Origin of the sequence: Streptomyces melanosporofaciens (genome assembly GCF_900105695.1) — a bacterium.
Lineage (GTDB): Bacteria > Actinomycetota > Actinomycetes > Streptomycetales > Streptomycetaceae > Streptomyces > Streptomyces antimycoticus.
Map to the genome: position 1 here is coordinate 1,067,353 of NZ_FNST01000002.1, position 13,187 is coordinate 1,080,539.

Here is a 13,187-nt window from a genome sequence, read left to right on the forward strand (position 1 = left end):
GCTCCCTGCCTTCTCACGCCTGGCGGCGTGCGCTGATCGCCTCGTACACCATGCCGACCAGCAGCTCGTCGGCGTCCCTGCGGCCGAACTCGGCGGCCCGCCGGGACATCTCGTACAGCCGGTGCGGGTCGCCGAGCACCGGGAGCACATTGCCCTGCACCCACTCGGGGCTCAGCTCGGCGTCGTCGACCAGCAGTCCGCCGCCCTCCTTGACCAGCGGCTGGGCGTTGAGCCGCTGTTCGCCGTTGCCGATCGGCAGGGGGACGTAGGCGGCCGGGAGCCCGACGGCGGACAGTTCGGCGACGGTCATCGCGCCCGCGCGGCAGAGCATCATGTCGGCCGCGGCATACGCGAGGTCCATCCGGTCCAGGTACGATACCGGGATGTACGGCGGCATTCCGGGCATGTTGTCCACATGCGGCAATTCGTTTTTCGGACCGACCGCGTGCAGCACCTGGATCCCGGCGCGCTGCAGGAACGGCGCCACCGCCTGGACCACCTCGTTGAGCCGGCGCGCGCCCTGCGAACCGCCGGAGACCAGTAGCGTCGGCAGATTCTGGTCGAGCCCGAAGGCCGCGCGGGCCTCGGGGCGGACCGCCGCCCGGTCGAGGGTGGCGATGGAGCGGCGCAGCGGGATGCCCACATAGCGGGCGTTGCGGAGCTTGCTGTCGGGGGTGGAGACCGCCACGTACTTGGCGTAGCGCGAGCCGATCTTGTTGGCGAGCCCGGGGCGGGCGTTGGCCTCGTGGACGACGATCGGCACTCCGAGCCGCTTGGCCGCCAGATAGCCGGGCAGGGCCACATAGCCGCCGAAGCCGACGACGCAGTCGGCCTTGGTGCGCTCCAGGATCTGCTCGGCGGCCTTGATGGTGCCGCGCAGCCGCCCGGGGACGGTGATCAGCTCAGGGGTGGGCTTACGCGGCAGCGGTACGGCCGGGATGAGCCCGAGTTCATAACCACGCTCCGGTACGAGCCGGGTCTCGAGCCCACGCTCCGTTCCGAGCGCCGTGATCCCCACGGTCGGGTCCTGCCTGCGCAGGGCGTCCGCGAGGGCGAGCGCTGGCTCGATGTGGCCGGCGGTCCCCCCACCGGCGAGTACGACATGCACCGAAATTCACCGCTCTCCGGACGGCCGCCTCTTGACGGGCCGTCGCATCGTCTTCCGTCTCACCCGAGCCAGCTTCTTCCGCAAAGCAGGCTGCCGCATGGCCAGCGCCGCTCGCGCACCGGGCTCAGCCCGTGCGAAGGCGATCAGCAGGCCGACGGCGAACATGGTCGGCAGCAGGGCGGACCCTCCGTAGGAGAACAGCGGGAGCGGAACACCGGCGATCGGCAGCAGACCGAGCACCGCACCGATATTGACCACGGCCTGAGCCGTGATCCAGGTGGTCACGCCTCCCGCGGCGTACCTCACGAAGGGGTCCTCCGTGCGTCCGGCCACGCGGATACCCGCATAGCCTAGAGCCGCGAAGAGAACGAGAACCGACAGCGTCCCCGCCAGGCCGAGTTCCTCCCCGGTAATGGCGAAGATGAAGTCGGTATGCGGTTCGGGTAGTTCGCCCCATTTCTCCATACTCGCCCCGAGTCCGGATCCGAACCAGCCGCCGTTGGCGAGCGCGTAGATCCCGTGGACGGCCTGCCAGCACTGATCGTGGGCACCGGGCTCGGTGGCGCCGATACAGGCGAGCCGGGACATCCGGTTGGCGCTGGTCTTGATCAGCAGCATGCCGATGGCCCCGGCGAAGGCGAGGACGCCCACGAAGAGCCGGGTGGGGGCGCCGGCCAGCCAAAGCAGGCCGAAAAGGATCGCCGTGAGAATGATCGCGGTGCCCATGTCCCCGCCCAGCATGATCAGGCCGAGCAGCATCCCGGTCGCGGGCACCAGCGGGACCAGCAGGTGCTTCCACTGGGCCAGCAGCCGCTTGTCCTGTTTGCGGGCGAGAAGATCGGCGCCCCACAGGACGAGCGCCAGCTTGCCGAACTCACTGGGCTGGAGCAGGAACGGGCCGCCGAAGGAGATCCAGTTCTGATTGCCGTTGACCGCGATGCCCATGCCCGGGACCTGCACCAGACACATCAGGAAGACCGAGACCGCGAGCAGCGGATAGGCGAAGGCGCGGTGCAGTTTGATGGGCATCCGCACGGCGAGCAGCATCAGCGCGCCGCCGAGCACCGCGGCGAAAAGCTGTTTGCGGAAGAAGTACGACGGTGAGAGCCCGGACTGCAGCGCCTTGATCTGGGAGGCGGAGTAGACCATCACCAGACCGAGCACCAGGATCAGCAGCGAGCCGCCGAGCAGCAGGTAGTACGCGGTCAGCGGCCGGTCCCAGGCCCTCCGGAGGCGCTGCTGCAGCCCGCGCAGCGCGTCCAAGGCGTTTCCCCTCGACGGGCGGCGCGGAGGGCGGGAGGCGCCCGCTGTGGCGCGCGGGCGGGCCGGAGACGGCGCCCTGCCCTTCGCCCGTACGGCCTCCCGTAGCCGGGGGGCGCCGCCCGAGCGCGGCGCGGGGCGGCCGGTGCCGGGGCGGGCCGGCCGGGAGCGCGGGGCGGCGGGCTGGTCAGGCGTCATGGTCTTATCCCCTCCGGTTTCCCCGCGCGGGCGGTCCTCGCCGGGGGACCGGCGGGCTACTGATCGTCCGGCACCCGGCCGGAGGCCAGGTCCTGAACCGCCGCGGCGAAGGCGTCGCCCCGCTTGTTGTAGTTGATGAACATGTCCATCGAGGCACAGGCCGGGGCCATCAGGACGGTATCGCCCGGCCGGGCGAGCCGCGCCGCTTCGCGCACAGCCGCCGCCATCGCCCCAGTGTCGGTCCGGTCGAGGTCCACGACCGGGACATCTGCTGCGTGTCGCGCGAGCGCTTCGCGGATCAGGGCGCGGTCGGCGCCGATCAGCACGACGCCGCGCAGCCGCTTGGCCGCCGTAAGGACGAGCTCGTCGAAGGTGGCCCCCTTGGCGAGGCCGCCCGCGATCCACACGATGTGCTCGTAGGCGCCCAACGACGCCTCCGCGGCATGGGTGTTGGTCGCCTTGGAGTCGTCGATATAGGCCACACCGTCGACGTCGGCCACATGCTCCACCCGGTGCGGATCCGGCCGGAAGGCGCGCAGGCCGTCCCGTACGGCCTTCGGCGGGACGCCGAAGGAGCGGGCCAGGGCCGCCGCCGCGAGGGCGTTGGCGATGTTGTGCGGGGCCGGCGGGTTCACATCGGAGACCTCGGCGAGCTCCTGCGCCTGCTTCTGCCGGTCCGCCACGAAGGCCCGGTCGACGAGGATGTTCTCCACGACGCCGAGCTGGGAGGGGCCGGGGGTGTTGAGGGTGAAGCCGATCGCCCGGCAGCCCTCCTCGACATCGGCCGCGCGCACCAGGTCCTCGGTGGCGGGGTCGGCCACGTTGTAGACGCAGGCCACCTGGTTGCCCTCGTAGATCCGGCCCTTGTCGGCCGCGTACGCCGCCATGGAGCCGTGCCAGTCGAGGTGGTCCGGGGCGAGGTTGAGCACCGCCCCCGAGTGGGCGCGCAGCGAGGGCGCCCAGTGCAGCTGGTAGCTGGAGAGCTCGACGGCGAGCACGTCGTACGGCTCGTCGCCCAGCACGATGTCCAGGAGCGAGACCCCGATGTTGCCGACCGCGGCGGTGCGCAGCCCGGCCGCCTCCAGGATGGCGGCCAGCATCCTTACGGTGGTCGTCTTGCCGTTGGTGCCGGTCACCGCGAGCCACGGCGGGGCGTCCTCCCCGCGCAGCCGCCACGCCAGCTCCACATCGCCCCAGATGGGCACGTTCGCCTCGGCGGCGGCCAGGAAGAGCGGGCTGGTGGGCTTCCACCCGGGGGTGGTCACGATCAGCTCGGTGGACTCGGGGAGCGTCTCCCCGTCGCCGAGGCGGACCGTGATGCCCAGCGGCTCCAGTTCGGCCGCCTGGGCGCGCTGCGCTTCGCCGTCGCTGCCGTTGACCACGGTCACCGAGGCCCCGAGGCCCCGCAGCGCACGCGCCGCGGGGACCCCGGAGACGCCGAGTCCGGCGACGGTGACCTGCCGTCCGGCGAGGTCGGACACGTCGAGGGCGCCGGCGTCGGATGTCACGAGGCTCGCCACCCCGCGTAGAAGAGGCCGAGGCCGACGATCACGCACATGCCCTGGATGATCCAGAACCGGACCACCACAAGGACTTCGCTCCACCCCTTGAGTTCGAAGTGGTGCTGGAGTGGCGCCATCCGGAAGACCCGTCGCCCGGTCGTCCGGAAGGAGCCGACCTGGATGACCACGGACATGGTGATCAGAACGAACAGGCCGCCGAGGAGGGCCAGCAGCAGCTCCGTACGGGAGCAGATGGCGAGGCCCGCGAGCGCGCCGCCGAGCGCGAGCGAACCGGTGTCGCCCATGAAGATCTTGGCGGGTGAGGTGTTCCACCACAGGAAGCCGAAGCACGCGCCCATGAGGGCGGAGGCGACGACGGCCAGATCGAGCGGATCGCGGACCTCGAAACAGGACGCCGGGTTGGTGAGCGTCTCCGCGTTGGCGCAGGACTCCTGGTACTGCCAGACGCCGATGAAGGTGTAGGCGCCGAAGACCATCACGGAGGCGCCGGTGGCCAGACCGTCGAGACCGTCGGTGAGGTTCACGCCGTTCGACATCGCGAGGATCATGAACAGCGCCCAGATCGCGAAGATCACCGGGCCGAAGGACCAGCCGAAGTCCTGGACGAAGGAGAGCCGGTCGGAGGCGGGGGTCTGCTGGCGCGCGTCGGCGAAGTTCAGCGCGAGGATCGCGAAGGCGATACCGACGATCAGCTGACCGGCCATCTTGGCCTTGGCCCGCAGGCCCAGGCTGCGCTGCTTGACGATCTTGATGTAGTCGTCGAGGAAGCCGACCAGGCCCATGCCGGCGAACAGGAAGAGCACCAGCACGCCCGAGAAGGTCGGCTGGCTGCCCGTGATCACCTTCGTCAGGGCGTAGGCGATCAGTGTGGCCAGGATGAAGGAGATACCGCCCATCGTGGGCGTGCCCTTCTTGCTGCCGTGCGTCCGCGGACCATCGTCCCGGATGTACTGGCCATAGCCCTTGCGGGCCAGCAGCTTGATCAGCAGCGGTGTGCCGATCAGGGTCAGAAAGAGCCCGATGGCTCCCGAGAAGAGGATCTGCCTCATGCCCATCGGCCGGAGACCTCACCCTCACCGTCGAGCAATGCCTGCGCAAGCCGCTCCAGGCCGACCGACCTGGATGCCTTCACCAACACGACGTCCCCCGGTCGCAGCTCGCTGCGCAGCAGATCGACCGCTGCCCGCACGTCGGACACGTGCACCGACTCCTCACCCCACGAACCCTCGTTCTTGGCGCCCATGTCCAGCCAGGCGGCCTCCTGGCCGCCGACCGCCACGAGCTTGCTGACGTTGAGCCGGACGGCCAGCCGCCCGACCGCGTCGTGCTCGGCCAGTGACTCCTCGCCCAGCTCGGCCATCGGGCCGAGCACCGCCCACGTACGACGCCCCGGTGTGGCAGCGCCCATGGCGACCAGCGCGCGCAGCGCTGCTCGCATGGACTCGGGGTTCGCGTTGTAGGCGTCGTTGACGACCGTCACGCCGTCCGAGCGCTCGGTGACCTCCATCCGCCAGCGGGAGAGCTGCCCCGCCTCGGAGAGCGCCACGGCGATCTCGTCGACGGACATGCCCAACTCATGGGCGACGGCGGCCGCGGCGAGCGCGTTCGACACGTGGTGCTCACCGTACAGGCGCATGGTCACTTCGCTGCACCCGGTAGGGGTGTGAAGCGTGAAGGCGGGGCGGCCGCCGTCGGCGAGCCGGACATTCCCGGCACGCACATCGGCGTTCTCGGCCTCGCCGAACAGAACGGTACGGGCCTTGGTGCGCGATGCCATGGCGCGCACCAGGGGGTCGTCGGCGTTGAGCAGCGCCACCCCGCCCTCCTCGGCGGGGGGCAGGGCCTCCACGAGCTCGCCCTTGGCCTCGGCGATCTGCTCCCGGCCGCCGAACTCTCCGATATGGGCGGTGCCGACGTTGAGCACGAGTCCGATACGGGGCGGGGTGAGGGTGGCCAGATACCGGATGTGGCCCTTGCCGCGGGCACCCATCTCCAGCACCAGGTGCAGGGTGGCCTCGTCGGCGCTCATCGCGGTGAGCGGCAGGCCGATCTCGTTGTTGAGCGAGCCCGGCGTCCATACGGTGGGGCCGCGGCGCTGGAGGAGCTGGGCGATGAGGTCCTTGGTGCTGGTCTTGCCCGCGGAGCCGGTGAGCGCGACCACGGTGGTGTCCAGGCGCTCCACGACGGCACGCGCGAGCGCTCCCATGGCGGCGATGACATCGGGCACGACGATCGCCGGTACGGGGGCGTCCGCGGTGCCGACGGGGCGCGCGGCCAGGACCGCCGTGGCGCCGGCCTCGATCGCTTTTCGGGCGAAGTCGTGGCCGTCCACGCGCTCCCCGGGAAGCGCGGCGAAGAGGCTGCCGGGCCGCACCTCACGGGAGTCGATCACCACAGGGCCCGTGACCTTCAGGTCCGGGTCCGGTATGTCGTGCGGCTGTCCACCGACTAGGCCGGCGATCTCGGTGAGGGACAGTGCGATCACTGATCACCTCCGGCCGTGCGGGAGAGCTGCCTTGAGGGGCTGGTGCGCGCATGGCGGTCTGTCATCCCTGGTCGTCTTGGTGATTGTCCCGGTGTTGTGAGTTCGCCTCGGGGCGCGTGGCATCGCGCCTGTGGGCTCGCTCACTGAGCTCGATGGCTTCGCGGAGTACCTGGCGGTCGTCGAAGGCACGGATCACGCCGGCGATGTCCTGGCCCAGTTCATGGCCCTTGCCGGCCACGATGACGGTGTCACCCGGCTCGGCGCGGGCGACGGCGGCCGCGATGGCGTTGGCCCGGTCCTCCTCGACCAGCACATCACCGCGCTCGTGAGCGGGCACCTCGGCGGCGCCCGCGAGCATGGCGGCGAGGATCGCGAGCGGGTCCTCGGAGCGCGGGTTGTCGGAGGTGAGGACGGCCGTGTCGGAGTACCGGGCCACCGCGGCGCCCATGGGGCCGCGCTTGAGCCGGTCGCGGTCCCCGCCGCAGCCGAGGACGGCGTGCAGCTTGCCGTCGGTCACCTTGCGGAGGGCACGCAGCACCGACTCCACGGCGTCGGTCTTGTGGGCGTAGTCGACGACCGCGAGGTAGGGCTGGCCCACGTCGACCCGCTCCAGCCGGCCCGGTACGCCGGGGACGGCGGCGATGCCGTCGGCGGCCGTCTGCGGGTCGATCCCGGCGACCGCGAGGGCGACGACGGCGGCGAGCGCGTTGGCCACGTTGAAGGGGCCCGGGAGGGGCGCGGCGGCCCGTACGGACTCACCGTTCGGGCCGACGGCGGTGAAGGTCGAGCCGAGCGGGCCGACCTCGACATCCGCGGCGCGCCAGTGGGCGTCGGGGTGGCCCTCGGCGGAGAAGGTGGTGACGGGTACCTCGGACTGCTCGATCAGCCGCCGGCCGTACTCGTCGTCGTAGTTGATCACTCCGGCGCGGCTGCGGGCCTTGGTGAACAGCTGGGCCTTGGCCTGGAAGTAGTCCTCCATGCCGGAGTGGAACTCCATGTGCTCCGGGCTGAGGTTGTTGAAGACCGCGACGTCGAAGACGCAGCCGTCGACGCGGCCGAGGACCAGGGCGTGGCTGGAGACCTCCATGACGACCGAGTGGACGTCGCGCTCCCGCATCACCGCGAACAGGGCCTGCAGATCGGTGGCCTCGGGGGTGGTGCGCTCGGACTTGATGCGCTCGTCGCCGATCCGCGTCTCCACGGTGCCGATGAGACCCGTAAGGCCGCCGTCGTGCTTCGCGGCGGCCTTGAGGCCGCCCTCGATGAGATACGCGGTCGTGGTCTTGCCGGAGGTGCCGGTGATGCCGATCTGCAGCAGCTCCGCACCCGGCTCGCCGTAGATCGTGGCGGCCAGCGCGCCCATCCGGCCGCGCGGGTTGTCCACCGCCAGGACCGGCAGCCCGGCGGCGGCGGCGCGCTCGGCGCCGGCCGGGTCGGTCAGCACCGCGACCGCGCCGAGGTCGGCGGCCTGGGCGGCGAAGTCCGCGCCGTGGAGACGGGCGCCGGCCAGCGCGGCGTACACATCGCCGGGGCGTACGGCTCGCGAGTCATGGGTGATCCCGGTGACCGCGGCCCCCTCCGAGGCTTCGGGGGCATCGATGCCCAGCTGATCCGCCAGCTCCGCCAGCGGGATCGGGCGGACCTGGAGAGGGCGGGGCGCTCCCGGGTATTCCACAGAAACGTCCTTCTGAGGGGTTTGGGACTGATCAGCGTGGGGCACGGCGGTGAGCGTACCCGGGACACCCGCTCCCCCGCGAAATGAGGCGGCGAAGCGGGGCCGTACCGGACCGTGGTTCCCGGGGTCCGGCGTGATCGTCGTCACTGCTGGGCTCGCTCACTGGCCCGGGTTGTAGCTCACGGGGAGCCGTTTGGGCTGCTTCCCGGACGGCGGGACCTGCAGGGCCTTGAGGCCGAACTCCATGACCTTCTTGTAGACCGGCCCGCAGACCTGACCGCCGAAGTAGCTGCCCTTCGTCGGGTTCTGAACGGCACAGTAGACGGTCAGCCGCGGTTTGTCGGCCGGGGCGAAGCCGGCGAAGGACGCGGTGTAGCCGCGGTAGCGGCCGGTCTTGGGGTCCACCCGGTTGGAGGTGCCGGTCTTGCCCGCGACAAGATAGCCGGGGATCTTCGCCTTTGCGCCGGTGCCCTGCTGGTCGTCGACGACCGACTCGAGCATCTCGGCGAGCGTCTTCGCGGTCTCCTTACTGACGACACGGGTCTTCTCGGGGCGGGCGCGGCCGTGTAGTCGCCGCCGGGCCCCTTGGTGCCGCGGACGAGGGTGGGCGCGATGCGCTCGCCGCCGTTGGCGATGGTGGAGTACACGGAGGCCGCCTGGACGGCGTTGAGCGACAGTCCCTGGCCGAAGGGGATGGTGTACTGCTGCGAGGCGCTCCAGTCCTGCGGCCGGGCCAGGATGCCCGGGGTCTCGCCGGGGAAGCCGAGCCCGCTGGGCCGGCCGATCCCGAACTTCCGCAGGTAGGAGTAGAGGATCTGGTTCTTCTGCTTCTTGGTCTTCCCCAGCTGCTCGGTGGCGAGGATCGTGCCGATGTTGCTGGACTTGGCGAGCACGCCGTTGAGCGTGAGGTACCAGGTGGGGTGGTCGATGTCGTCGGCGAAGGCCCGGTCGGCGCGCGGCAGCCGGTTGGGGACCACCACATGGGTGTCCCAGCGGGCCACGCCCTCCTGGAGGACGGCGGCCATGGACATGAGCTTGCTGACGCTGCCGGGCTCGTAGGCGTCGGAGACCGCGGCGTTGCCCAGGTCGTCGGCGTCCGTCGTGGTGATGTCGCCGGGGTCGAAGCCGGGCGCGTTGGCCATCGCCAGGAGCTGTCCGGTGCGGGTGTCCTGGACGATGACATAGCCGCGGTCGGCCCCGGACTTGCGGACCTGGTCGGCGATGGCGCTCTGGGCGGCCCACTGGATGTCCCGGTCGATGGTCAGCTCGTAGTCGCTGCCGGGGACCGCGGGCTGCTCCTTGAGGTCCCCGGTGGGCACTTGGTGGCCACCGGACTGGGCGTAGACGCGCTTGCCGTCCTTGCCCGCGAGCTTCTTGTCGAGCTGCTGCTCGAGCCCGGCGGCGCCGCGGCCGTCGGCGCCCACGAATCCCAGTATCCCGGCGGCGAGGTCCCCGTTCGGATAGACCCGCTTGCTGTGCGCCTCACGGTTGACCCCGGCCAGGACGTTGGTGCCCTTGCCCTTGGTCGCCGCGTCGTCCAGGGCGCTCTTCAGGTCCTTGATCTGGTTCCAGACCTGCGGGGACTGCTGCCGGGCGAGCACCACGTACTGCGACTTGGGGTTGTCGGTGAGCTTCTTCTCCAGGTCCGCCTCCTCCTTGCCGAGGATCGGCGCGAGGAGGGCCGCGGCCTGGCGCGGCGCGTCACGGGTCTTGGCCGTCTTGGGCGTCAGCAGGTCGGGGGCGGCGGTGATGTCGTACGCGTCCACCGTGGTCGCCAGGTCGACGCCGTTGCGGTCGGTGATGGAGCCGCGCTCTGCGGACAGCTTCACCGGGATGTAGCGGTTGACGTTGGCCTTGGCCGCGTAGGCGTCGGCGTCGACGGCCTGCACCTGCAGCAGCCGTACGACGAAGACCAGCATGACGAGGGTGAGGCCGAGGCTGATCAGCCGCAGCCGGGGGCGCGGGCTGCCCAGCCGCAGCGGCTGGGCAGCGCCCGGGCGCGGGCGCTGGGCCGGACGGCCGGACGATCCTCCCTGGCGCTCGCCGGGGCGCCGCGCCGCGTCCTGGCGCGGGCGGCGGTCGCCGCGCGGACCGGGCGGGCCGGGCACGCCGCGGCGGCGGGGATCCTGGGGCGCGCTCACGCGACGGCCGCCCTCGGCTCGGCGGCCGCCCACCGCGCGCGGGCGGTGCTCCGCGCGGGCGGGCCGGGCTGGGCGCGGGCTGGGGATCGCGTCACCGTGTCACCTACTGAGGGGCCGGGGTGGACTGCGCGGAGGCGGAGGAGGTCGCGGAGAGGGCGGTGGGCAGCCCCCACGGGGTCACGGAGGCCGTGCCCGTGCCCGCCCCGGACGGGGTGGCGGTCGGCGGCGCGAGGGCGGACGGGGTGGGCGACGCCTCGGACGGCGTGGGGTCGAGCGCGGACGGCAGCACCGGGCCGGGGGCGCCGAGCACCGAGGGCTGCCCCGAGGCGGGGGCGGGCACTCCGCTGACCGAGCCGTCCGGGTTGAGGAAGGCGGGGCTGCCACCGGGCACCATCCCCAGCTCCCGGGCGCGCCGCTCCAGTTCGGCGGGGGCGGAGAGCTGGTCGACGTCCTGCTGGAGCGCCTGGCGCTCGTCGGTGAGCTCCTCGGTCTGCTTCTCGAGCCTGCTGAGCTCGAACGACCCCTGGTTGAGGGAGGAGTTCAACAGCAGCAGGGCGATCAGGCCGGAGCCGAGCAGGACCACGACGAGCAGCACGAAGGGCGTGCGCCTGGCCGTGGTGGCCCCCGGCACCGGCCGGCCTTTCGGCCCCGTCCCCCGCACGCTCATGGACCGACCTCTTCCCGGATGCGCTCCGCCCCCCGGAACCGGGCCGGGGCGGCCCGCCGGTTCTCGGCGATCTCCTCCTCGGTGGGCAGCTCCGCGCCGCGGGTGAGCAGCTTCAGCCGGGGCTGGTACTGCTCGGGGACGACCGGCAGCCCGGGGGGCGCCGTATTGCGGGCACCGGCCGCGAACACCTGCTTGACCAGGCGGTCTTCCAGCGAGTGATACGAGAGCACGGCGATCCGCCCGCCGACCGCGAGCGTCCCCACGGCCGCCGGAATGGCCTGCTCCAGGACCGCGAGCTCGCCGTTGACCTCGATCCGCAGCGCCTGGAAGGTGCGCTTGGCCGGATTGCCGCCGGTGCGCTTGGCGGCCTGCGGCAGCGCCGCGCGGATCAGCTCGACGAGCCGGGCGCTGTTGGTGAACGGCTCCTTGGCGCGCTCGCGCACCACCGCGTCCACGATCTTCTTGGCGAACTTCTCCTCGCCGTACGCCCGCAGGATGCGCACCAGCTCGCCCGGCGGATAGGTGTTGAGCACCTCCGCCGCGCTGACGCCGGTGGTCTGGTCCATCCGCATGTCCAGCGGGGCGTCCTGGGCGTAGGCGAAACCGCGCTCGGCCTCGTCCAGCTGCATGGAGGACACGCCGAGGTCGAAGAGGATCCCCTGGACGCGCGGGACGCCGAGCCGGTCGAGGACCTCGGGCAGCTCGTCGTAGACCGCGTGGACCAGCGTGGCCCGGTCGCCGTACGGGGCGAGCCGCTCACCGGCGAGTCGCAGCGCGGACGGGTCGCGGTCCAGCGCGATGAGCCGGGCCTGGGGGAAGTCGCGCAACAGCGCCTCGCTGTGGCCGCCGAGGCCCAGGGTGCAGTCGACCACGACCGCGCCGGGCTGGGCGAGAGCGGGGGCCAGCATGTCCAGGCAGCGCTGGAGCATGACGGGAACATGGAGAGCGTTGCTGCTCATTGCGCTGCTGGTGCGCCCTTCTGAGGATCGGGCGAGGATGGTACGCACCTCCGGGTCCCCGCCCGCTCTGAAGGGGAAGTGGCCTACTGGCGCCGGGGAAGTGACGTCAGGCGACCGGAGCGGGAGGAGGCCGAGGGGTACGTACGCACCGCGCTCACGCGAAATTCCGGGATCCGAGGGGAGCGTCACGCCTCCCACTTCGCGCCACTTTAGTCCACTCGTCCCTTCGGTCAACCAACCGGCCAGCGCGTCCCGCCCCGGGGGTGGCATCACCTCCCCCAAGCACCACACCGAGGGGTACAGGGGGCTGTGGGTTGCCTCACATCACCCGCTCGGCCCACCCCGTTGCCCTCGTTTGCCCTACCTAAAGAGAAGACAAAAATCCCTGGTGAGAGGTAGCGTCGTCATCATGTCGATATCAGCGCCGCAGCCGAATCCGTCCACCGACCGCGACGCCCGTAGGGGAGACACGGTCACCGACCGCCTTGTGGAGGCCAACCGCAAGTACGCCGAGAAGTTCACCGACCCCGGAATGGACGCGCGGCCCGTGCAGCGCGTCGCCGTCGTCGCGTGCATGGACGCCCGACTGGACCTGCATGAGGCGCTCGGCCTCGAGCTGGGCGACTGCCACACCATCCGCAACGCCGGCGGTGTGGTCACCGACGACATCATCCGGTCCCTGACCATCAGCCAGCGCGCGCTCGGGACCCGCAGCGTCGTGCTCATCCACCACACCGGCTGCGGGCTGCTGAACCTCACCGAGGACTTCCGGCATGAGCTGGAGGAGGAGGTGGGCCAGCGTCCGTCGTGGGCGGTCGAGGCGTTCAAGGACCTCGACGCCGACGTCCGCCAGTCGATGCAGCGGGTGCGCACCTCGCCGTTCCTGGTGCACACCGACGACGTCCGCGGCTTCGTCTTCGATGTGACGACGGGTCTGCTGCGGGAGGTCACGCCGCGTACCTGAGGGATGCTGAGGTTGCTGAAGGGATTCAGTACCCGAATTCGTACAAGCGTGACAAATAACCCCGGGTTATCCACAGCCGAGTGACGCGAGGCCGCGGAGACCGCAAGAATGCATAGGTGACATCGTCCCCCGCAACCACGCGGGGGACCGATGTCAGCGTTTGCGGTGGGCCGGTCCGTTCCGAGGGCAACGGCCCTGAGAACGGGC

9 protein-coding genes and 1 pseudogene are annotated in these 13,187 nt (G+C 71.3%); 1 reads left to right on the plus strand and 9 read right to left on the minus strand.

Translation table 11 applies throughout. The features are described 5' to 3' along the window. Positions 1–13 precede the first annotated feature (13 nt). The 9 genes and pseudogenes from murG to rsmH all read right to left on the minus strand — a co-directional run bounded on the left by murG (position 14) and on the right by rsmH (position 12,016). The gene (murG, locus tag BLV72_RS07400) at positions 14–1,108 is read right to left on the minus strand and encodes an undecaprenyldiphospho-muramoylpentapeptide beta-N-acetylglucosaminyltransferase (RefSeq protein WP_093461098.1); all 1,095 of its coding nucleotides are present in this window, start codon (positions 1,106–1,108) and stop codon (positions 14–16) included. 6 nt (positions 1,109–1,114) lie between these two features. Then, the gene (ftsW, locus tag BLV72_RS07405) at positions 1,115–2,566 is read right to left on the minus strand and encodes a putative lipid II flippase FtsW (protein ID WP_107417380.1); all 1,452 of its coding nucleotides are present in this window, start codon (positions 2,564–2,566) and stop codon (positions 1,115–1,117) included. A 56-nt stretch (positions 2,567–2,622) separates the two neighbouring features. Next, on the minus strand, positions 2,623–4,074 hold the full coding sequence (murD, locus tag BLV72_RS07410; protein WP_208905571.1) for a UDP-N-acetylmuramoyl-L-alanine--D-glutamate ligase: 1,452 nt from the start codon (positions 4,072–4,074) through the stop codon (positions 2,623–2,625). Then, a complete protein-coding gene (gene mraY / locus BLV72_RS07415) occupies positions 4,071–5,138 on the minus strand; it encodes a phospho-N-acetylmuramoyl-pentapeptide-transferase (protein ID WP_093470225.1) in 1,068 nt (355 codons plus the stop codon). Before mraY ends, murD begins: the two co-directional genes overlap by 4 nt. Then, positions 5,135–6,574, minus strand: a complete 1,440-nt coding sequence (locus tag BLV72_RS07420; protein WP_093461101.1) for a UDP-N-acetylmuramoyl-tripeptide--D-alanyl-D-alanine ligase — start codon at positions 6,572–6,574, stop codon at positions 5,135–5,137. The genes mraY and BLV72_RS07420 overlap by 4 nt, the downstream gene beginning before the upstream one ends. Before the next feature lie 61 nt (positions 6,575–6,635). Further along, positions 6,636–8,396, minus strand: a complete 1,761-nt coding sequence (locus BLV72_RS07425; protein ID WP_093461103.1) for a UDP-N-acetylmuramoyl-L-alanyl-D-glutamate--2,6-diaminopimelate ligase — start codon at positions 8,394–8,396, stop codon at positions 6,636–6,638. 12 nt (positions 8,397–8,408) lie between these two features. Next, positions 8,409–10,390: pseudogene (locus BLV72_RS07430) on the minus strand (peptidoglycan D,D-transpeptidase FtsI family protein). Between the two features lie 103 nt (positions 10,391–10,493). After that, entirely contained in the window at positions 10,494–11,057 is a 564-nt protein-coding gene (gene ftsL, locus BLV72_RS07435; protein ID WP_208905575.1) for a cell division protein FtsL, read from the minus strand. Further along, positions 11,054–12,016 (minus strand): 16S rRNA (cytosine(1402)-N(4))-methyltransferase RsmH, encoded by a 963-nt coding sequence (gene rsmH / locus BLV72_RS07440; protein ID WP_093461107.1) that lies wholly within the window; start codon positions 12,014–12,016, stop codon positions 11,054–11,056. Before rsmH ends, ftsL begins: the two co-directional genes overlap by 4 nt. Before the next feature lie 409 nt (positions 12,017–12,425). Between rsmH and BLV72_RS07445 the strand changes: the two genes are divergently transcribed. Continuing rightward, a complete protein-coding gene (locus BLV72_RS07445) occupies positions 12,426–12,980 on the plus strand; it encodes a beta-class carbonic anhydrase (RefSeq protein ID WP_093461109.1) in 555 nt (184 codons plus the stop codon). The last annotated feature ends 207 nt before the right edge of the window (positions 12,981–13,187 follow it).